This window comes from Clostridium gasigenes, from assembly GCF_017348895.1.
GTDB lineage: Bacteria > Bacillota > Clostridia > Clostridiales > Clostridiaceae > Clostridium > Clostridium gasigenes.
The window spans coordinates 2,482,534-2,502,937 of the sequence record NZ_CP071376.1 but is presented as its reverse complement, the minus strand read 5'-3'; the positions used below and the strand labels follow the sequence as shown (position 1 = coordinate 2,502,937).

Annotated in this window: 21 protein-coding genes and 1 pseudogene; 6 read left to right on the top strand and 16 right to left on the bottom strand. The window is 28.8% G+C overall.

The genetic code is table 11. From position 1 onward, the window contains the following. Positions 1-246: 246 nt before the first annotated feature. A complete protein-coding gene (locus tag J1C67_RS11660) occupies positions 247-693 on the top strand; it encodes an RrF2 family transcriptional regulator (protein WP_089964830.1) in 447 nt (148 codons plus the stop codon). Between the two features lie 125 nt (positions 694-818). On the opposite strand, the gene J1C67_RS11655 is transcribed toward J1C67_RS11660, so the two are convergent. From J1C67_RS11655 to J1C67_RS11645, 3 genes are read right to left on the bottom strand one after another with little or no spacing between them, the layout of a single operon-like run. Further along, a complete protein-coding gene (locus J1C67_RS11655) occupies positions 819-2,084 on the bottom strand; it encodes an MFS transporter (protein ID WP_207253502.1) in 1,266 nt (421 codons plus the stop codon). Positions 2,085-2,129: 45 nt separating this feature from the next. Further along, the gene (locus J1C67_RS11650; RefSeq protein ID WP_167866471.1) at positions 2,130-2,522 is read right to left on the bottom strand and encodes an HsmA family protein; all 393 of its coding nucleotides are present in this window, start codon (positions 2,520-2,522) and stop codon (positions 2,130-2,132) included. Positions 2,523-2,524: 2 nt separating this feature from the next. Further along, positions 2,525-2,962: a MarR family winged helix-turn-helix transcriptional regulator gene (locus J1C67_RS11645; RefSeq protein ID WP_167866470.1), complete on the bottom strand. Its 438-nt coding sequence runs from the start codon at positions 2,960-2,962 to the stop codon at positions 2,525-2,527. A gap of 468 nt (positions 2,963-3,430) precedes the next feature. On the opposite strand from J1C67_RS11645, the gene J1C67_RS19890 reads away from it, so the two are divergent. From J1C67_RS19890 to J1C67_RS11635, 3 genes are all read left to right on the top strand, one after another. After that, a complete protein-coding gene (locus J1C67_RS19890; protein WP_423738887.1) occupies positions 3,431-3,550 on the top strand; it encodes an IS1/IS1595 family N-terminal zinc-binding domain-containing protein in 120 nt (39 codons plus the stop codon). A gap of 13 nt (positions 3,551-3,563) precedes the next feature. Beyond that, complete coding sequence (locus J1C67_RS19885; protein ID WP_425321711.1) at positions 3,564-3,701, top strand: hypothetical protein; 138 nt, start codon at positions 3,564-3,566, stop codon at positions 3,699-3,701. A gap of 588 nt (positions 3,702-4,289) precedes the next feature. Continuing rightward, a complete protein-coding gene (locus J1C67_RS11635) occupies positions 4,290-5,189 on the top strand; it encodes an alpha/beta hydrolase (protein WP_167866468.1) in 900 nt (299 codons plus the stop codon). Positions 5,190-5,345: 156 nt separating this feature from the next. Here the strand turns inward: J1C67_RS11635 and J1C67_RS11630 are convergent, their stop codons facing one another. The 6 genes from J1C67_RS11630 to J1C67_RS11605 all read right to left on the bottom strand — a co-directional run bounded on the left by J1C67_RS11630 (position 5,346) and on the right by J1C67_RS11605 (position 10,518). After that, positions 5,346-5,825: a peptidoglycan recognition protein family protein gene (locus J1C67_RS11630; protein ID WP_167866467.1), complete on the bottom strand. Its 480-nt coding sequence runs from the start codon at positions 5,823-5,825 to the stop codon at positions 5,346-5,348. 186 nt (positions 5,826-6,011) lie between these two features. Further along, positions 6,012-6,716, bottom strand: a complete 705-nt coding sequence (locus J1C67_RS11625; RefSeq protein ID WP_167866466.1) for an ABC transporter ATP-binding protein — start codon at positions 6,714-6,716, stop codon at positions 6,012-6,014. Position 6,717: 1 nt separating this feature from the next. After that, positions 6,718-7,476: an ABC transporter ATP-binding protein gene (locus J1C67_RS11620; RefSeq protein ID WP_089964817.1), complete on the bottom strand. Its 759-nt coding sequence runs from the start codon at positions 7,474-7,476 to the stop codon at positions 6,718-6,720. A gap of 3 nt (positions 7,477-7,479) precedes the next feature. Next, the gene (locus J1C67_RS11615) at positions 7,480-8,415 is read right to left on the bottom strand and encodes a branched-chain amino acid ABC transporter permease (RefSeq protein ID WP_243176746.1); all 936 of its coding nucleotides are present in this window, start codon (positions 8,413-8,415) and stop codon (positions 7,480-7,482) included. A gap of 18 nt (positions 8,416-8,433) precedes the next feature. Continuing rightward, on the bottom strand, positions 8,434-9,309 hold the full coding sequence (locus tag J1C67_RS11610; RefSeq protein ID WP_167866465.1) for a branched-chain amino acid ABC transporter permease: 876 nt from the start codon (positions 9,307-9,309) through the stop codon (positions 8,434-8,436). 69 nt (positions 9,310-9,378) lie between these two features. Then, a complete protein-coding gene (locus J1C67_RS11605; protein WP_167866464.1) occupies positions 9,379-10,518 on the bottom strand; it encodes an ABC transporter substrate-binding protein in 1,140 nt (379 codons plus the stop codon). A gap of 272 nt (positions 10,519-10,790) precedes the next feature. On the opposite strand from J1C67_RS11605, the gene J1C67_RS11600 reads away from it, so the two are divergent. Both J1C67_RS11600 and J1C67_RS19880 read left to right on the top strand, forming a co-directional pair. Further along, the gene (locus tag J1C67_RS11600) at positions 10,791-12,305 is read left to right on the top strand and encodes an immunoglobulin-like domain-containing protein (protein WP_167866463.1); all 1,515 of its coding nucleotides are present in this window, start codon (positions 10,791-10,793) and stop codon (positions 12,303-12,305) included. Between the two features lie 51 nt (positions 12,306-12,356). After that, a pseudogene (locus J1C67_RS19880) lies at positions 12,357-12,428 on the top strand (cellulose-binding domain-containing protein); the annotation flags it as partial. Positions 12,429-12,489: 61 nt separating this feature from the next. Here the strand turns inward: J1C67_RS19880 and J1C67_RS11590 are convergent. The 7 genes from J1C67_RS11590 to J1C67_RS11560 form a co-directional block, all read right to left on the bottom strand. Continuing rightward, on the bottom strand, positions 12,490-13,311 hold the full coding sequence (locus J1C67_RS11590) for a MerR family transcriptional regulator (protein WP_167866462.1): 822 nt from the start codon (positions 13,309-13,311) through the stop codon (positions 12,490-12,492). Positions 13,312-13,508: 197 nt separating this feature from the next. After that, entirely contained in the window at positions 13,509-14,813 is a 1,305-nt protein-coding gene (locus tag J1C67_RS11585) for an MATE family efflux transporter (RefSeq protein WP_167866461.1), read from the bottom strand. Between the two features lie 264 nt (positions 14,814-15,077). Further along, positions 15,078-15,932 carry an FAD-binding oxidoreductase gene (locus J1C67_RS11580; RefSeq protein WP_244980245.1) on the bottom strand — a complete coding sequence of 285 codons (855 nt, stop codon included), beginning with the start codon at positions 15,930-15,932 and terminating at the stop codon, positions 15,078-15,080. Positions 15,933-15,966: 34 nt separating this feature from the next. Beyond that, positions 15,967-16,554 carry a rubrerythrin gene (gene rbr / locus J1C67_RS11575; protein ID WP_167866460.1) on the bottom strand — a complete coding sequence of 196 codons (588 nt, stop codon included), beginning with the start codon at positions 16,552-16,554 and terminating at the stop codon, positions 15,967-15,969. A gap of 340 nt (positions 16,555-16,894) precedes the next feature. Further along, on the bottom strand, positions 16,895-18,247 hold the full coding sequence (locus J1C67_RS11570) for a methyl-accepting chemotaxis protein (RefSeq protein ID WP_167866459.1): 1,353 nt from the start codon (positions 18,245-18,247) through the stop codon (positions 16,895-16,897). A 554-nt stretch (positions 18,248-18,801) separates the two neighbouring features. Beyond that, entirely contained in the window at positions 18,802-19,233 is a 432-nt protein-coding gene (locus tag J1C67_RS11565; RefSeq protein WP_167866458.1) for a hypothetical protein, read from the bottom strand. 128 nt (positions 19,234-19,361) lie between these two features. Beyond that, positions 19,362-20,351, bottom strand: coding sequence for a metallophosphoesterase (locus J1C67_RS11560; protein ID WP_167866457.1), 990 nt, complete (start codon positions 20,349-20,351; stop codon positions 19,362-19,364). Between the last annotated feature and the right edge of the window lie 53 nt (positions 20,352-20,404).

Here is a 20,404-nt window from a genome sequence, read left to right as displayed (position 1 = left end):
TGCCCCCTAATTATTTTTATACATATATGTTTTATATGTATTTATAGTATAGTATATGTTTTATTTCTATATTATTACCTATTAAAAAAACTTTTTTCATAAACATATATGTTTAGTATGTTATTATTATATTCTGAATTTTTAAAATTATCAATACTTTTTAAATTATAATTTTTTTTACCATTTTTAGATTAATAGTAGTATAATGTAAGCATATCTAACCGCTATGTATTGGAGGAATTAACAATGAAAATTTCATCTAAAGGAAGGTATGGGCTAGCCTCTATGATAAGCCTTTCTACAAGTTATGAAAATAATGAGTATATCACAATTATAAGTATTGCTGAAAAACTTGGTATCTCTAAGATATATTTAGAACAAGTCTTTTCTCTTTTAAAAAGAGCTAACCTAGTTACATCTACAAAAGGTTCTCAAGGAGGATATCAGTTATCAAAATCTCCAGATAATATAACTGCATTTGATATCTTAAGTGCCATTGAAATAGGCTTATTTGAAAAAACCGATACTTCCGTTTCAAAAAATTCTATTCATATAGAAAAATCAATGAGTTTATTAATTTGGGATAAACTAGATAATACAGTCTATACTACCCTTAACGCTATAACTCTAAATGATTTAGTTAAGGAAGCAAATAAATACACAAACGTAAGTGATATTATGTTTTATATCTAAACAAATAAAATCTATGAATTTATTTATACACTTCTAAATTCATAGATTTTAATTTTGATTTTGATTTTTATAATATTATAAATATGAATTAATAATAAAAATTGATGAGGAGATATATTTTATTATTAATCATTTATATAATCTAAATTAGATTCAGTATTGGTTGGGATTGGTTTTTCTTTGTATAAAGCTTTAAATATTAACCAACCTATTAAAATGGAAACGGAACCTAGTATTATTGGTAATCTTAAATCTATACTTGTAACGAAGCCAGCTATTATTGGAGGTATTGCTTGAGCAAGTGATTGTACAGATTGATTTACACCTAAAATTTCGCCTTGAGTGCTAGCGTCACTTTGATTAGAAACTATTGCTGTTCCATTTGGTTGAGTTAATCCTTGGAATATTGCTATAAATGGTATTATAGCGTATATCCAAATAGATTTAGTTGGTAACAATAACATTGGTAATACAATAGCTAAAAGTATTGCTGAATAGTTTAATATTTGGCTAGGTCTATACTTTTTACTTAATGGTCTTTGGAATCCACCTTGTGCAAAGGCTATCCATATTCCCATATATGCAAATAAATTCCCAACTTGTGATTGATTAAAACTAAACTTTCCTATTAAGAATACTTGGAAGAATTGTGTGAAGAAATTAAAACCAATAGTTAAGAAGAATACTGTTAAAAATACTGATTTTAAATTTGGTATTGAAAATGCCTTCTTTATATTCTTAGCTCCTATAGTAAATGATATATTAGCTTTCCTACTAGTTATTAATGTTTCTTTAAATTTAAATATCACAGATATTATATTTAAGAAAGTAAGTATTGCTGCAAACCAAAATGGTGTATCATAGTTAAACCAGCTAACAATGCTGGGATCAGATAGCTTTCCACCCATATAAGGTCCAATTACAAAGCCTAAGCCAAAGGCCATTCCTATAAGTCCAAAGTTTTTAGCTTTAGTTTTTTCTGTGCTAATATCAGCTATCGATGATTGAGCAATAGAAATATTTCCACCAGTAAATCCATCTAATATTCTACCTAAAAATAAAAGATACACATTTTTTTGTAAAATACCTAGTCCGAATAATAAGTATCCAACTAAAGTTCCTATCAATGATAAAGTTAGTATTTTCTTTCTACCCTTTTCATCTGCTAAAGCCCCAAGTATTGGTGCAGAGAAAAATTGTGCTATAGGATAAGCTGCAATTAAAAATCCATATATAATAGATCTTGTAGAAAAACTCATATCCATAGGTAATATCCCAGTGCTAGGATCTAATAGAACCATTGGTAGTATAGGAATTACAATCCCAAGTCCTAATAAATCTATAAAAACAGTTAAAAATAGTGGCAAAATCGAATTTTTCTTTTTTTTCATTTTAGTCATCTCCTTTTTATTAAAATTTTATATTTTATAATCCTATTAGCTCATTCCTATAACCATACCTACTAAATATGGTACTAACCAAATACACCATACTACTATACTTAATTTGTGGAATGCTTGTTTTTTAACATCATCATTTTTATATAATACCCAAGTTGCCCAACCTGCATGGAATAACATTAAAACTATTGCGAGTACACCAGTTATACCATGAATTATTTGAGCATTTGCTGAAATAGACGTTGCTCCTTCTTGTGCTATTCTAGTCATTGTCATTGTTCCTGTAGTATCGGATACTAAACCAAGCCAGAATATTATTACATGTCTTTTATTTAAGCTTTTAGCTTTTCTCTCTCCAAATACACCTACTGTATAAAATACAAGTGCTAATGTAATTGTAATAATTGCAAACATTAATTTTCCATCCATAATTATTCATTCTCCTTTATTTTGTCTCTTAATTTTCTAAGGCCTTGTTTTGCCTCATCGATTTCTTCTTTTGTGAAATTTTTAAAAACTTCATCAAAACTTTCATTTATTTTATATCTAAACTCCTTGGCAAACTCTAGCCCTTTTTCTGAAAATACAACATAAGTATTTCTTTTATCATTTTCAGATTTAACTTTTTTCACGTAATCCGCATCTTCTAATCTTTGTACTATGCCTGAAACAGTACCCTTAGCCAAGGACATTTCTTCACATAACTGTGAAATAGTAATTTCTTTTTTATGAGCTACTAATTTTATAACCATAATTTGCTGGTGAGTTAACCCACTATCTTTTAAATTTTTACTAACTATATTCATTGTACTTGAATATACCTCTTTAATAAGCATTGCTATTTCAAAACATTCAAATCCACTTTGCATAATACTCTCCTCCCTTAGTTCTCATGCGAACTATTTAGTTCCTATGCAAACTATATTACATCTATGCCACCATCTTGTCAATAACTTTTATTAATAAAGAAAAAAGACACTATAATTTATAAATAAGTACATATAAATTAAGTGGCTTCTCCTACAGCTACTTCTATATTGTTTATTTGATTCATATTTTTATTATGCTATGTTTAAGAACTATGTTGATATTTGATTAGTTTTTGTGAATACTTTATACTAGCATCATACTAAGTAGGCGGAAGCGTGTCTATGAGTAACTTTAATACTATTGTAGATGAAATCAGCAAACTACCAGAATACGATAAAAGAAGATTAATATATTACTTTCAAGAAAAGTTTATACTGTATACCTAAGCAGCGGATTTTACAGCAGAGATTAAATAAAATAGGTTTTCCCAAGGTCAAATATTCCCTCACTATATCCATGATAAAATAATGAGAAATGGTAAGTATAATAATATACAGAGGTACAAGTGCAAAAAATGTAGTAAGACCTTTACTGACTTTACAAACTCTCCTATCTATAACAGCAAGAAAACAAAGTCAATGGATTAAGTATTTGAAATGCATGGTAGAAGGATATTCAATTAGAAAATCTGCAACAATAGCTGAAATAACTATTCATACTTCTTTTGCATGGAGACATAAGCTTTTAGACTCTATAAGGCTCTATGAATGGGTTGGGAGTGTTGCTGGAGTTATTTAGGCGGATGAAACATTTTTCAGATTGTCCTATAAAGGTGGGCATAAAGTAACTACATCATTTTAAATTCCTAGAAAGCCATTTAAAAGAGGCCCTAAAAGTAGACCATCACCAAATAAAGAAAAGCGTAAAACAGGTGTATCAGAACAAAAGGTAGCTGTTTTATGTGCAATAGATAGAACTGGTAACATTATGACCGAGCTAGTTTGCAATGGTAGACTAAGGAATGCTGATTCAAATAGATTTTTGGGTTGAAGAATTGAAAAACATTCAAAAGTATGTAATGACTCGCACAATGCCTATACTGATTTAGAAAAGACTTGTAGTGTTGATTTAGATCAAGCAGAACATGATAACTACAAAAAAGGTATATACCCAGCTCTTCAAAAGCGATAGGTATGAAGTTATGTACAGAAGGATTATGGTACAATCCCACACATCCCATTCCACAACTAAAATTAGTGAATTTAAAACAAGGAAAGCCAGATATATTTAATTTTGCTTTTATTTGTGTATAATTAAAACATAGATAAAGTACAAATGTATTTTTTTACGTCATATTGTTATATTAAAGTCAGAAGGAGAAAGAGTATGGAGAGTATACAAAGTAAGTTGTTAAAAATGATATTACGCATTATTAACCTGAAAAAAATGTGGGAAGTTACTGGTAATGAATTAAGAAAGAATATAGAGAAAAAACAATTGTCAGAAAGCCATGAACCTCCTAAAAAGATTCAAAGAAATTTTAAAATCAAAAAAAAGCAGGTAAATGGATATTGCTGTTATATAATCAAACCACTAAATAGTGTAGGACAAAAGCATGTTTTGTATCTTCATGGGGGAGGATTTGTCTATGAAATTATGAGTCCTCATTGGGAATTTTTAGCACGAATAATTGACGAATTGAAATGTACAATCATCGTTCCGATTTATCCTTTAGCACCGCAACATCAACATCAAGAGGTTTTTGATATGATACTTCTCATATATCAACAAATTATTTTAAAAGTAAAACCCGAGAGTGTCGTAATTATGGGTGATTCGGCAGGAGGTGGAATGAGTCTTTCTTTAGCACAATTGTTAAAAGAAAAAGAATTGCCACAGCCTCGAAATATAATTCTTATATCACCTACGTTGGATATGACATTCAGCAATCCAGAAATACACGCAGTGGAAAAACTTGACCCAGTATCAGCAGTACCAGCATTAATTGATATAATCAAATGGTATAGTGGTGAGAAAGATTCAAAACACTATTTGATTAGCCCCATATACGGTAATTTTGAGGGGTTAGGTAAAATTAGTTTATTCATAGGGACGCATGATATCCTGTACCCAGATGCCAAAAAATTTAAAAATATATCAGATTTGAAAGGGATAGAAATAGACTATTATGAATATCCTTCTATGATTCATGTTTGGCCATTATTTTTCTTTCCTGAGTCAAAGAAAGCGACTAAACAGATTATTGAAATAATAAGGTCATCTTAAAAATATAACACTCTATTTTAACTTTAATTCTCAATCTTATAGTATGGGGAGATAAATTATATTATAATACAAGTAAAAAGGCTGGAATATCCAGCCTTAAAAATTACCCTTTATATCAACATATACTTTAAACATAGCGTTTTATTATTTGAATCCTTATATAATATTATTATTGCTTATTCTTACCTTTAATAGTTCTCTGAATTCATCCATATTAAATTTACTGCCAGGACAGCTCTTAGTTACTCCCTCTAATTCTCGATGTCCTAAAACTTTATTTGGTTCTATATCATATTTAAACATGAAATATGTACAAAGTTCTATTAATAATTCTAACTGTTCACTACTAGGTAAAAACTCATCAAAATTCCCAACTAGTGCAATTCCAATAGCTACTGCATTATGACCTTTAGCATGTGCTCCAATATACATTCCCCTAGCTTCAAAAATTGTACTATCTTTTTCAATTAAATAATTATAACCTACACCTGCCCATTTAAATTTTTCTTGATGGAGCTTGTGTGTTGTTATTAATGTTAATTCTGGATTATGTGTATGATGTATTATAATGTTTTTGGGATTTTCTAATGGTTTCAACTCTTCATTAAACTCTAAATTCACACTTTTTATTTCCATAAAACTTTTCACCACCAATTAAATTTTAGTAATGCATAGTAAAATAAATAATAAAATACTAATTTTTTATTTATTTTCATATGCCTCATCCACTACAAAAAATAAAAACCTTAATATAAATTAATTATATCAAAGTTTATATTTAAATGTTTATATTTAAATTTCTTATTAGCTAATTCCAAATAATTACTCTCCAAGATATGCACTTCTAATGCTATCATCTGATAGTAAGTCCTTTGCATTTCCTTGAATTACTATTTTACCTGTTTCAAGTACATAAGCTCTATCTGCTATGGATAATGCCATATTAGCATTTTGTTCAACTAATAAAATAGTTGTACCTGCTTTATTTATTTCTACAATAATATTAAATATTTCTTTTATTATTATTGGAGCAAGACCCATTGATGGCTCATCTAATATAAGCATTTCTGGTCTATTCATTAAGGCTCTTCCTATTGCTAGCATTTGCTGCTCTCCACCTGATAATGTTCCTGCTTGCTGCTTTATTCTTTCCTTAAGTCTTGGGAATTTTTTAAATATGTTATCCATATCTTCTTTTATTCCCTTTTTGTCTTTTCTTAAATATGCTCCAAGTTCTAGGTTTTCTAATACTGTTAGGTTTCCAAATATTTTTCTTCCTTCTGGCACATGAGAAAGTCCAAGACCTACTACCTTGTGAACAGGCACTTTATTAATTTCTGTATCTTTAAAAGTTATGCTTCCACTTTTATACTTTTCAAGACCTGAAATTGCTCTAAGTGTTGAAGTTTTCCCAGCTCCATTAGACCCTATTAAAGTAACTATTTCACCTTTTTTCACTTCTAGTGATATATCTTTTAAAGCGTGTATCCCATCATAATATAGATTAATTCCATCTATTTTTAACATTTTATGCCCCCTCTCCAAGGTAAGCTTCAATTACCCTAGTATTTATCTTTATTTCAGCAGGTGTTCCTTCTGCTATTTTTTTACCATAGTCTAATACTACTATTTTTTCACAAACACCCATAACAAGTTTCATATCATGTTCTATTAATAGTATTGATATTTCAAATTTTTCCTTAATCCACCCAATCATATTCATAAGTTCATGAGTTTCCTTTGGATTCATTCCAGCTGCTGGTTCATCTAGTAGTAATAATGATGGATTGGTTGCCAAAGCTCTAACTATTTCAAGTCTTCTTTGTTCTCCATAAGAAAGATTTTTAGCCATTTCATCTTTTTTATCATCTAAATTAAATATTTTTAAAAGCTCTATGCTTTTCTCTTCTATTTCCTTTTCTTCTTTTCTAAACCTAGGTGTTCTAAAAATAGAATCTAACATATTGTAATCTATCATATAGTTAAAGCTGATCTTTACATTATCTATCACTGATAGTGTTGAAAATAACCTTATATTTTGAAAGGTTCTAGCTATTTTCTTCTTGGTAATATTATAAGGCTTTAAACCATGAATATCTTCTCCAAGATAACATATCTTTCCCTCAGTTGGATTATATACTCCAGTTAGCATATTAAATACTGTTGTTTTCCCTGCCCCATTTGGTCCTATAAGTCCTACAATTTCTTTTGAACCTATCTTTAAATTAAAATCTGATACAGCCTTTAACCCTCCAAATTGTATAGAAAGATTTTCTACTGATAACATAGTTTAGCCCTCCTTTCTTTTTCTAAATTTACCAAACACTTTAAGTGATAATTCTTTATTTCCAAGTAACCCTTGTGGTCTAAATATCATTAAAACAATTAGAGCAAGTGGATATATAATCATTCTTAATTCTTTAAATTCTCTAAGTCCTTCTGGTAAAAATGTTAATATAGCCGTTGCTATTACAGACCCTGATAATGAACCCATACCACCAAAAACTACAAATGTTAGAATATCTATTGACTTAACAAAATCAAATGATGTTGGTTGTATAAATCCCATATGATGAGAGTATAACCCACCAGCTGCCCCTGCAAAGAAAGCTGCAACTATAAATGCCATCATTTTATATTTAAATGCATTTACACCCATAGCTTCTGCAGCTATTTCGTTTTCTCTTATTGCTACCATTGATCTTCCTTGAGTTGAATGAATAATATTATAAATTACAACTATCGCTATAACCATAGCTAAAAACGCTATAGTAAAGTTTGTTTTTCTTGGAATTCCAGAAAAGCCTCTAGCTCCTCCAACATAATCAAGGTTCATAATTATAACCCTAATTATTTCTCCAAAAGCTAAAGTGGTAATTGCAAAATAATCACCTTTTAGCTTTAAAGTTGGATATCCTATTAAAGCTGCAAATATTCCTGCAATAACTCCTCCAACTATAATTGAAAGAAAAAATGGCAATTTCATATTTACTGAAAGAACCGCTGAAACATATGCTCCAATAGCCATAAACCCTGCATGCCCTAAACATAATTGCCCTGTAAATCCAACTATCAAATTAAGAGATACTGCTAAAACTATATTTATAAGAATTAAAATAATAATTCCACCATAGTATGAATTAATTACTTTAGTAGTCATTAATATAAATAATATTAAAAACGTTCCAATTATAAGTCCTATATTAACTAATGTTTTTTTGCTCATACATTTCATATTCATCACCTACACCTTCTCATTAGTCTTTTTGCCAAGTAACCCTGAAGGTTTAATTAACAATATTATTATTAACACTGAAAAAGCTATAGCATCTGAGAAACTTGTTGATATATATGCTTTTGTTAAAGTTTCTATCATTCCCATAAGGAATCCTCCAAGTAGCGCACCTGGTATGCTTCCTATTCCTCCAAGAACTGCTGCAACAAAGGCTTTAAGCCCTGGCATTGTTCCCATATATGGTGTTATGCTTGGATATGAAATAGCAACTAAAACTCCTGCAACCCCTGCAAGTGCTGATCCTATGGCAAATGTAAGTGATATAGTATTATTAACATTTATCCCCATAAGCTGTGATGCTTCTGTATCAAAAGAAGCTGCTCTCATTGCTTTTCCAACTTTAGTTTTATAAACAATAAATTGAAGTAGAAATACTAAAAATGCTGATACAGCAAGAAGTAGTATTGTTTTACTGTTTATTTCAACTCCACCTAAAGATATAACCTTATTTCTAATTAACTCTGGAAACGCCTTTGGGTTAGCCCCAACTATTAACCGCATTCCATTTTGTAGTAATAGAGAAACCCCTATCGCTGTTATTAAAAGGGTTATTCTTGGTGAATTCCTAAGTGGTTTATAAGCTACTTTTTCAATAATTATCCCTGCCGCTGCTGATATTACCATTGCAACTATTAATGTAGGCACTAGTGAAAATCCTAATGTATTCGCTGCAAAGTATCCTGAAAAGGCACCTATCATATATATTTCTCCATGGGCAAAGTTTATTAATTTAATAATTCCATAAACCATTGTATACCCAAGAGCAAGGAGGGCATATACACTCCCTAATGCTAGTCCGTTTATAAGTTGCTCTGAAAATTCCATAATACTCTCCTCCTTTAGTTAAATTTAGTGATTAGCAAATAAATAATTAGTCATTTATTTGCTAATCCCTTAAGGGTTAATTTTATCTACTAATTGATTTTTATCTCCATCTACTTTAATTATACTTGCAGTCTTAATCGCTGATCTTTCATCATTAAATTTAATATTTCCTGTAACACTATTAATTTCAACTTTCTTTAAAGCATCTTTAATTGCTACTCCATCTGTACTTTCTGCATCTTCAATACCTTTTAATAAAACTTTCATTGTATCGTAAGCTAAAGCTGCAAATGCATCTGGATCTTTTTTGTATTTTGCTTTATAACTATCTACAAATTTCTTAACATTTTCTTCTTTATCACCTGCGTAATAATGATTAATGTATAATGCACCCTTTACAGCATCCTTACCTATAGTTGCAAGCTCTTGAGATTCCCAACCATCACCACCTAATAATTGAGATGTTATCCCCTTATCTCTAGCTTGGCTAGCAATTAACCCAACTACATTGTAATAATCTGGAAGAACTAATACATCTGGGTTAGAAGATTTTATTTTAGTTAATTGAGCATTATAATCTGTTTCTTTATCGTTATAGCTTAAATATTCAATAACATTTCCACCAGTTGCTTCAAAATCTTTCTTAAAACTTTCAGCTATACCTTTTGAATAATCTGATCCTGAATTATATAAAACTGCCGCTGTTTTCTTTCCTAAGTTTTCTTTAGCATATTTAGCTAAAATCTCACCTTGGAATGAATCTACGAAGCATCCTCTAAATACAAATTCTCCACCAACTTTTGTAATGTTTGGTTCTGTACCTGTTGGTGTAATAAGTGGTATTTGTTTATCAGTTGCATTTGGTGCAACTGCTGTTGCTGCTCCTGATGTTACAGGCCCTAAAACTGCCACTACCTTATCATTATCTACTAATTTGTTAAAGGCTTGAATTGCTGAATTTGGCTCTGCTTGGTCATCTTCAAATATAAGTTCTATTTGTTTTCCGCTTACCCCACCAGCATTATTTATTTCCTCTACATATAAATCCGCGCCTTCTTTAACTGATTGTCCATAAGTTGAAGCTGTTCCTGTAAGTGGTCCTATTCCACCAATTTTAATAATATCCTCATTACTTTTATTACCGCATCCCACAAGTGTAGTAATTGCCATTGCCCCTGCAATTACACATGCTACTAATTTCTTTTTCATAACATTGCCCCCTTTTTTCATATTATCAATTTTTTAAGTTTTTGTCTCTTTTAGTATTAATTTAATATATTATTAAGTTTTAATTTATCAATATAATATCATATTGCGTTTTAAAATACAATATAAACATTTTATTTTTGTAAAATAATCATATTTTACTTTTGTATCTAAATTTTATAATAACTTTTTTGTAAAAGTGATTAATTTTTATTTTTAAAATAAGTGCTTTTGATAATAGAAAGAGTTAAAATGTAATTGAAGGAGGTTTTTTCATGGTTAAAAGCGTTATAAAAAAAATCTTAGCTACGTCTCTTGCAACTGTTATATTATTACCCTGTGTAAATAGCATATCAACTGCACCAGTTTTAGCTGCAACTACCGATTATGGGGTTGGACATGGAGTAACTTGGCCAACTCAAGTTAACGCACCCTACGTTGATATGGTAGAGTGGATTACAAAAGCAGGTTATAACTACAATGGAGTTGCAAACCTAACAAAACTATCTCAAGACACTGGTGTAAAATATTTCAACCTAGGATTTATCCAAGCTACAGGAAATGTTTCAAACGGTAAGGTTAATTGGGGTTGGGGTGGATATTCCGTATTAACTGAAGGTTCAAACGACACTCAATATGCTGGACTTAAACAATCAATAAAAGACTTTAGATTAAATGGTGGAGATGTAACTATATCTTTTGGAGGATTATCCGGAACACCGCTCTGGGAAGCATCTTCTGATGTTAATGTACTCGCAGCTACTTATACTGATATAGTTAATGGATATGGGTTAACTAGATTAGATTTAGATGTTGAAGGTGGTGCACAAAACAAAGCTTCAAACATTACAAATGCTAAAGCTATTAAACTAGTTCAAGATACAACAAAAGTAGATGTAGTTTTAACATTACCTGTATTACCAAGTGGGTTAACTTCTGAAGGTTTAGGCGTATTAGAAGCCTATTTAGCTAATGGCGTTAATGTAAAAGCCGTTAATATTATGACAATGTGTTATGGTGATGGTGTATTGTTACCCGGCGAAAATTATGGTACAGCATCTGTTAGAGCTATGACTTCAACTAAAGATCAATTAAAGGATTACTATAAGAAATTTACTGGTGCAACTTTAAGCGATGCTGATGCATATGCAAAATTAGGTACAACCTGCTCAATTGGTTATGAGGGCAGTTCATTCCCAACTTTTACTCCTGATTTAGCAAAAATTGTAGTTGATGCTTCAATTAAAAACAAAGTTGCTATGACTTCTTATTGGTCAGTAAACAGAGATGCTAAATTTGATACAAATCAAGGAATTACTGGTTTATACTTATTTAATAATGTATATAAACAATTTGGGACAACTAATCCAACTCCACCAGCTACTAATACTGCGCCTGTTTTAAATGGTGTAAAAAATAATACTGTGAATGTTGGAACTTCTTTTAATCCCTTAACCGGTGTTACAGCTACTGATACAGAAGACGGTGATTTAACTAGCAAAATAGTTGTTAGTGGTTCTGTTAACACACAAGTTGTAGGTAATTACACCTTAACTTATAAAGTAACTGATAGCAAAGGTCTTGTTACTACTGCAACTGCTACAGTAACAGTAGTAAAACCAGTTGTACCATCAGCTAATACCTATGATGCAGATAAAATTTATAACGCCGGTGATACAGTAATATATAATGGTGTTAAATATAAAGCTAAATGGTGGACCAAAGGTGAAACACCTTCAACTAGCCAAGTTTGGTCTATAGTTCTAACTTTAAATACAGATGGAGTGTAAACTATATTTCTGGAACACCCTATTCTCCTTGTACTCTAGTTAAATTATAATGGTACAATCTATGAAGCTAATTGGTGGACAACCACTAGTCCAGGTAGTGATAGTTCTTGGTCTAAAAAATAGGTCCTTCTAATTAAGAAGAGCCTATTTTTTATTATATTCTATTATTAGATTTTATTTGTTGCTATATGTTTTTTAATATTTGTATCTGACCTAAGGACCTTTCCTTACCATCATTTCCAACTCTAGTCATTATGTATATTTCATAAAAATCTCCACTTACTTCAATGTTATTTTTATCAATATACTCTATAATTTTTTTATAGTACTTACTTGTATCCTTATAATCATCATCAAAATTCAATGTTATATATTCTCCCTTTGGCAATGTTATTAAATTCTCATGATAATTTCGAATACCCTCTCCAACACTAATTAACATATTATTATATATTAATTTTTCATATTTTTTTATATCTTCGTATGATATAGCAAATGCAAGTTCCTTATTTGAACTGCTATACTTTTGCTCCATATCTACTAATGTTTTACTTAAGTTTATTTCAAATTCTTCTGTATATCTTTTTGTATTATTATATTTAATAAATCTCTTTTCCTCACTATATTTAATAAACACCTCATCAATACCTTCTTCTAAAGATTTTTTTATACGTTCTTCAAGAAAACTAATATTATTTTTTACAGTGCTTAATTCCTTTATTTTATTATCTATCATTTCTTTTTGCTTACTTATTATATTAAGTATAGAATCAAAGGAAGTATAATTTTCTATTAACCCCTTTATTTCCTCTAGTGATAATCCCATAGCCTTACATTGTTTTATTAAATCTAGTATTACAAAATGTTTTGCAGAGTAATACCTATATCTGCTTTTTTCATTTATATATGAAGGTTTTAAAAGCCCAATTTTGTCATAATGTCTTAATGTTTGAACTGATATATTATGTAACTTTGACATTTCCCCAATAGAAAAGTTTGTCCCCATCTTTACACCTCATTTGTATTTAGGCATTGTAAAATAAATAACTAGCCAATATCCTAGTTATTTTTCACCTTAGCCTATTTTTTATATCCCTTTTTAAATTAAAATTTAAAAAGCTATGCCTAAATTACTTTAAGCATAGCTTTATTATACTACTATTTTTTTCCTTTTATAAGGTTGAACTATTATTTCATTAAATTTTATACACTTAAAACTGCTTCTGTAGAAGTTTTAATATTTGCAATTAATTTAACTGTTATAAATGTTAAACTTTCAGATACTGTTGCACTTATCCATATTCCAGTTATTCCAAACATACTTCCAAATACAATTAAACATATTGGAAGAAATATAACTGACCTAAGTATGCAACTTATATTTGAATACATTGGTTTTTCTATAGCTTGATAATATACAAGAGTATTTAGGTTTAGCCCTACTAAAAAGTAACTAAAACTTGCTATTCTAAGAGCATTATAAGATAATTGCGCTATATTTGGATCTATTGTAAATATTCCTATAAGTTTAGGTCCAAAAATAAAGCTTACTATAACAAAAATTCCACTTATCACAGTTGATGATACACATGTTATCTTGAAGAACCCTAACATTTTCTCACCATTTTTTCTTCCATAGTTATAACTAATAAGAGGTTGTACACCTAATGTTATACCATAAAGAACCATATATATATTTGTAGTTAAATAATTTATTATACTATATGATGAAAGTCCTATCTCACCTACAAATTTTACTAAAGCTATATTATGCAATAATACAATTATTGAATAACTTGCTTGTGCAAAAAATGATGGAAAACCTATAAGTGAAAACTCCTTAATAAGTTCCCTGTTAATATTTGCACGTCCAAAAGTTAAAATACCTTTTCCTTTTAAGAAATGAGGTAGTAATATGCATACTGTAACTATTTGACCCAGTCCTGTAGCTATAGCTGCTCCTTTTATTCCAAAACCGAGTTCAAATATAAATATATAATCTAATACTATATTAGTTATTGCCCCAGCCATTGTTGATACCATTGCAAGTTTCGGTCTACCATCGTTTCTCACAAAACTACTAAGAACTATTCCTATTAAATTAGGAATACAAAACAATGCATAAAACCTTAAATATTCTACACCTAAAGACTTTAAATTGTCTGTTGCTCCAAGTAAAGTTACTATTTCTTCTGTAAACATAACTCCAATTATACTTATTCCTATACTAATTATTAGTAGAAACTTAAATACTTGTCTAAATACATCTAGTGCTTTTTCAGTATTATTTGCTCCAACATTTTTAGAGACCAAAGCCCCTCCCCCTATTGCAAACATAGAAGCTAACCCAAATAGCAAAACTGTAAATGGTAATACTATATTAACCGCTGCTAATGCCGAATCTCCAACACCTTTTCCTACGAATATTCCATCAATAACTGTATATAAAGACGAAATGAACATAGCAATTGCTGATGGTACAGCGTATTTAAAAAATTCCTTTATCATATATATCCACCTTTTTTATTTATTATTATCCTTTTCTTATTATAAACTCTATTGTTACTATAGAGTCAACCTCTTTTTTTTAATAATTTATATGATCTTTTTTCTATTAAGACATGGTCAAATAAATAACAATAAGGTGACTTGTATTTGTTTCATCATGTCTAAACTCAATAAAAAAATAGGGTGTTTCACACACCCTATTTCCATCTTAATATTAAACTTTATTTGAATATTACTTATTAACTATACCAATATATTTATTCATTATTCCATAGATTGTGGCTCTCCAAAGAATTCGAAATGTATATTTTTTCTATTAACACCTAATTCTATAAGAGCTTTATTTAATATTTTCATAAATATTGGTGGTCCACAGAAATAAAATTCACTATTTAAATCCAAATTATTTTCTATCCACTCTTTCCCTATGAAACCTTCAACATCGTAATCTTTTCCTTTTTCATCTACTTCCAAAGGATTGCTGTAAAATACATAACTTTTTAATTTTATAATTTCTTCCATCTTCTTAATATCATACTTAAATGGTTGAATTTTCGAGTTTTGAACTGCTTGAATAAACGTTATATTCTTTTTATCTTCAATTGCGTCATATAACATAGAAATCAAAGGCGTAATTCCAATTCCTGCTGAAATTAAAACAACGGGCTTTTTATTATTTTCTAATGTAAATAATCCGGCTGGAACCATAGCTTCAATAGCATGTCCAATTTCTAACTCATCATGTAAATAAGAACTTATTAATCCACCCTCTACTTTTTTCACACTTATTCTATAAATATGCTCATTCGGCTTCATTGATAAGGTATATGTTCTTATTTCATTATTATATTTATCATCATTTTTCTTAATTTTAATAGGCAAATATTGACCTGCTCTATGCTTAACTAATTTTTTCCCTTCTTTATCTTTAAAATAAAATGATATTATATCACTACATTCGTTAACTTTATCTACTAATATTAGATCCTTGAAACCAGTCCATGATTTAGCATACTCTAATTCTGCACTAGATGTATTAGAATATTTTTGTATTATTTCTTCCATGTCCGCAGCATTATCTTTTTTATAAACATCTTTTATAGTATTAATATCTATCACTCCTTCTAAATTTAAATATATTTTTTGTTAACTTCTAATAATCTTGTGTAAATATTTTAAAATATCCTTGTGGATGAATACACGCTGGACACACTGTTGGAGCTTCTTCCCCTTCATATATATATCCACAATTTTGACATTGCCATATGTTAACTTCATCTTTTTTAAAGACTTTTGATGTTTCTATATTTTTAGCTAATTTTAAATATCTATCTTCATGCCATTTTTCTACTGTTGCTATATTTTCAAATGCAGCTGCAATAGCTAGGAACCCTTCTTCTCTAGCAACCTTTGCAAACTTTGGATATAGATCCACCCATTCTTCATTTTCACCAGCAGCTGCTGACTTTAAATTTTCTACAGTGCTTGTATGTAATGCAACTGGAAATGATGCTGTTATTTCAATTGTCTCATTTGAAAAATCATCCTTTAAGAACTTATAGAATCTTTCACCATGCTCTTTTTCTTGTGCTGCTGTCTCTTCAAAAATCTTTGCTATTTGAATATATCCTTCTTTTTTTGCAACACTTGCAAAGAAAGTATATCTATTTCTAGCTTGTGACTCTCCAGCAAAAGATTTCATTAAGTTAATTGCAGTATTAGTTCCATTTAATTTTTTCATTATTTACCCGCTCCTTATTTTCGCAATATTTTTAATTTTTTTAATATTATTACTATTCTAAGTATACCTTTCCTCTTATTGTTAGTCAATAATAATTATTATTGACTATATTTTTATATTCAATTATCTATTATATCTATTTCCGCATAAAATATATTTCCCTTAACTTTTTTATTGCTTTTAATTACTATCCATGTTATTATAAACGAGCAGTTGGCATAAAAGTGCTAATTACTTATAGAGCCTGGTCAGTCCTTCGCCGGATACCAGGCTCTATTTTATTATATTCTAGATTATTGGATTTTCAAAAATAACTAATCACACTCTGCTTTATTTTTCTTTAACTCTCCATTTCACTTAATTTAAATAAAGATTCTAAATAAATTTCTATTGAAACTATTCCAGGTTTATCTTGTCTTTTTGTTATTAGATACATTGATGTCTTCCCATTATCAAACCTTTTAGATAATGGATACAGTTTATATTTTTTATCACTTTTAAAAAAGCTATAATAATCTTTGTTTATTTCAAAAATATTAAAACTATTATCTACTGGTTCTGATGCATGTTCAAAACACCCTTTAGAATTACTATAATAAATACCGTTCACTCCCAATTCTTTTGCGAAATTTCTTAGGGCCTTTATATCTTTTTTAATATCTGTATTACATACCTTCATGCATATATCTTCTAATTTGCTAGTTAAATCCTTACCAAATGACAAGTCAAGTAATGCATTAGAGCTACCTGTTAATTCTTCCATTATGCTAGAAAAATCTTTAAGTATATTTTGTTGTATATCTATATCCATACCAACTTGTTGAACTGTTGATAATGTTGTATAATGTGATTCCCTTAACCCTTCTGTAATATTTTCTATATCCTTAGCCATTCCAACAATATTTACGGAGTTTTCTTTTACTCTATGTGTTTTTTCTTTCAATTCTTTACTATTTACTACTATAGAACTAAATGAAGCTGATAAATTATATACTGATTCAGCGGTTATATTAATTACTTCTTGAGTTTCTTTTGAAGTTGAGTTTAATGTACCTATCTCTTTCTTCATTATATTTAGCTGTTCACTTATATTAGAACTAAAAATTCCTGATGATGTTGATAGTTTTTTAATTTCACTTGCAACTACAGAAAATCCTCTTCCGTGTTCTCCAGCTCTAGCTGCTTCAATAGTTGCATTTAAAGCTAAAAGATTTGTTTGGTTTGCAATTTCACTAATACTTGACGTAGATTTATATATTTCATCAAAGGATTTATTTAATTTAACACAAAGACCTAATATATTTCTATAATATTCCTTAAGTTCTTCCACAGTTTTTTCTACGTCTTTTAATCTTTTCCCCTCTATTAAAATAGTTTGTTCACTTGTGTTTGCATCATAATTCACTTCATTTAGAATACTATCCATTGTATTTATTTTGCTTTGTATTACTTTAAATGAATTATCTAAACTATTTACACTTTTATTATTATCTTCTGTTAAGTTTAAAATTTTCTTTGAACACTCATTAATTTCTGATGATACTTTATTTAATCCTCCATGAGCCATAAATATTTTAGCACCTGTTTCATCCAACTTTAAAAGTGATTTCTTTAAAGTAACTGAGTTTTCATTACTATTATCTTGTATAACTAAGCTTGAATTATCACTTATATTTTTATTATTTCTACTCATTATTAATTTAATGATAATATATATAATGACTGCCCCATTAACAATAATAAATTCATTCATTTTAACAAATAATAATAAGTTTATTATTATTATTACGGGAATTATACTGTAAATATTTTTTTTATTAATCATATAATTTATTACATAAAAAATTATAATACTCTAAATACTAGTTTATTATAATGCTACTTTTTTTATGTAAACTCTCCTTTTTTTTATTTTGATTTTAAAACACTGTAACACATGCTTCTTTTAGATTAAATTTAACCTATTTACTTTTTTATCCTGTTTCCTGTAATCCTTTGCATAGAACTTTATGAATATTATTATACCATAATATAACATACTATTTTATCAAACTTTAAAATATTCCCAACAATTTTTTATATATTAAATATTGACATACTAAAATATTTTTAAATAAAACTACTACTGGAGGCTCAAAAATATAAATAGTCATAGTCTTTAACCTGCCTAACAAAAATATCCAAAAAATACTACTTTAATATAAGTATTTCTTGGATATTTTTATAAATTTATTTTAATTGTCTATTTTAACATAAATCTAATTTAGTTCTTACCTTATCATCGAATTCTTTACTTATTCCGAGCTTAATAGCTTCATCAGTAAAACCTAATATTATATCTGTATCATCATACTTCATAGTTGCATAACCAGTTATTAAAGTACTAATACTAAGAACACTTTGGGAAACTTCAAGTCTGTCTTCACCTTTAATACTTCCAACTTCTACTGCTCTATATAAAATGTAGCTGTAGACAGAATATATTTTAAATATTTGATAAACATTTAAGTCTTTAATATTTTTAAATCTATAGTCTATTCTCATAAGATCATTTTTTGTGCATATACTGGAGCTAATATTAAAATGTACTGCTGCCTCAATAAACTTTTCCTTTATTGATTTATTTACTTTGTCTGATATATAATTTTCAATTATTTTTTCAATATAATTGATTTCCATAAAACACCCCTAATTACAAATTTGCTCACTTCAATTTTATTACATTAAAGTCCAAGGTGCAACTATTAACTTACTAAATATTTTCTAAATAAAGGATTTTTTAATATTAACTAGTGAGATGCTCAACTCTATAGATTTGTTTTTTTAACTAATTTTATTAAATTTATTTCGGGTTTATTAAAACATCTAAATCTTAAAATTTCTACTGCTCCACCAGCTCCAATTCCCCTGCTTACATACTGTTTAAAGCCTCCCCATTTTGTGAGTCCACTTATTCGCTCTTTAGATGGAAACCATCCACTTTGGTTTAAATCTGGTATAAATATACCTCCTACATAAGGTATTCTCCATTGTCCTCCATGATAGTGCCCAGCTAAAACTAAATCATATCTTCCTAGAAATTTACCTATATCTCCTTCATAACCTCTTTTATTCATTGGGTAATGTGTTAACGCTAACTTTATATCATTTTCATTATATTTCCCTTTAGCCAATTCATTAAATTCATCAGAGTAAATCAATTCAGAAACCCACAATATTTCTTTTCCTTTTTTTATAGAATATACATTATCTAAAAACTTAACTCCTAGTTCTTTCATTTTTATTCCAGCTTCAGTTAATTCTCTTTCTCCTATATCATTATTGTTACTCAAATTATCCTTATTCTTATTGCTATTATTACTTATTACGTCTTTACCCTTATAATTATTTATATTTCTTTTAGTAAAACTATTAAAACTAACTTCATCTTTATAAACCATAGGTCCATGATTACCTGGTGTATAAAAAATCTCTTCTTTATTATTTATTCCTTTTAATAAAGCAATAAATTTTTCATAATCCTTATCTTGTCTATTTTGCATATCTCCAGTAATAGCTATTATATCAAATTTCAATCCATTTATAAGTTCTGTTAATCCCTCTTGACTTTCACCAAAATTTTTACTATGCAAATCAGTAACCTGCAGAATGGTAAACCCCTCAAATTCTTTTGGTAAATTCTCTATTCCAATTTTTTGATTTACTACAGTAACACTATTATTATTTTCAATATTATATTTTATTGTTGCAGTAAGAAAAGTAGTTATCGCTGCTAAAATTGCAATTTTATATCTCATTCTTTCACCTTTACCTGTTATTTTTTAAATGCCTTACAATAATAATTATACAC

Coding starts and splice junctions, on each gene's coding strand:
- J1C67_RS11570 (WP_167866459.1), bottom strand. CDS start 18,247: ATGAGTAGAAATAATAAAAATATAAGTGATAATTCAAGCTTAGTTATA.
- J1C67_RS11600 (WP_167866463.1), top strand. CDS start 10,791: ATGGTTAAAAGCGTTATAAAAAAAATCTTAGCTACGTCTCTTGCAACT.
- J1C67_RS11630 (WP_167866467.1), bottom strand. CDS start 5,825: ATGGAAATAAAAAGTGTGAATTTAGAGTTTAATGAAGAGTTGAAACCA.
- J1C67_RS11625 (WP_167866466.1), bottom strand. CDS start 6,716: ATGTTAAAAATAGATGGAATTAATCTATATTATGATGGGATACACGCT.
- J1C67_RS11635 (WP_167866468.1), top strand. CDS start 4,290: ATGGAGAGTATACAAAGTAAGTTGTTAAAAATGATATTACGCATTATT.
- J1C67_RS19885 (WP_425321711.1), top strand. CDS start 3,564: ATGGTAGAAGGATATTCAATTAGAAAATCTGCAACAATAGCTGAAATA.
- J1C67_RS11590 (WP_167866462.1), bottom strand. CDS start 13,311: ATGGGGACAAACTTTTCTATTGGGGAAATGTCAAAGTTACATAATATA.
- J1C67_RS11565 (WP_167866458.1), bottom strand. CDS start 19,233: ATGGAAATCAATTATATTGAAAAAATAATTGAAAATTATATATCAGAC.
- J1C67_RS11585 (WP_167866461.1), bottom strand. CDS start 14,813: ATGATAAAGGAATTTTTTAAATACGCTGTACCATCAGCAATTGCTATG.
- J1C67_RS11605 (WP_167866464.1), bottom strand. CDS start 10,518: ATGAAAAAGAAATTAGTAGCATGTGTAATTGCAGGGGCAATGGCAATT.
- J1C67_RS11655 (WP_207253502.1), bottom strand. CDS start 2,084: ATGAAAAAAAAGAAAAATTCGATTTTGCCACTATTTTTAACTGTTTTT.
- J1C67_RS11615 (WP_243176746.1), bottom strand. CDS start 8,415: ATGAGCAAAAAAACATTAGTTAATATAGGACTTATAATTGGAACGTTT.
- J1C67_RS11610 (WP_167866465.1), bottom strand. CDS start 9,309: ATGGAATTTTCAGAGCAACTTATAAACGGACTAGCATTAGGGAGTGTA.
- rbr (WP_167866460.1), bottom strand. CDS start 16,554: ATGAAAAAATTAAATGGAACTAATACTGCAATTAACTTAATGAAATCT.
- J1C67_RS11650 (WP_167866471.1), bottom strand. CDS start 2,522: ATGGATGGAAAATTAATGTTTGCAATTATTACAATTACATTAGCACTT.
- J1C67_RS11645 (WP_167866470.1), bottom strand. CDS start 2,962: ATGCAAAGTGGATTTGAATGTTTTGAAATAGCAATGCTTATTAAAGAG.
- J1C67_RS11660 (WP_089964830.1), top strand. CDS start 247: ATGAAAATTTCATCTAAAGGAAGGTATGGGCTAGCCTCTATGATAAGC.
- J1C67_RS11620 (WP_089964817.1), bottom strand. CDS start 7,476: ATGTTATCAGTAGAAAATCTTTCTATACAATTTGGAGGGTTAAAGGCT.
- J1C67_RS11560 (WP_167866457.1), bottom strand. CDS start 20,351: ATGAGATATAAAATTGCAATTTTAGCAGCGATAACTACTTTTCTTACT.
- J1C67_RS19890 (WP_423738887.1), top strand. CDS start 3,431: ATGAGAAATGGTAAGTATAATAATATACAGAGGTACAAGTGCAAAAAA.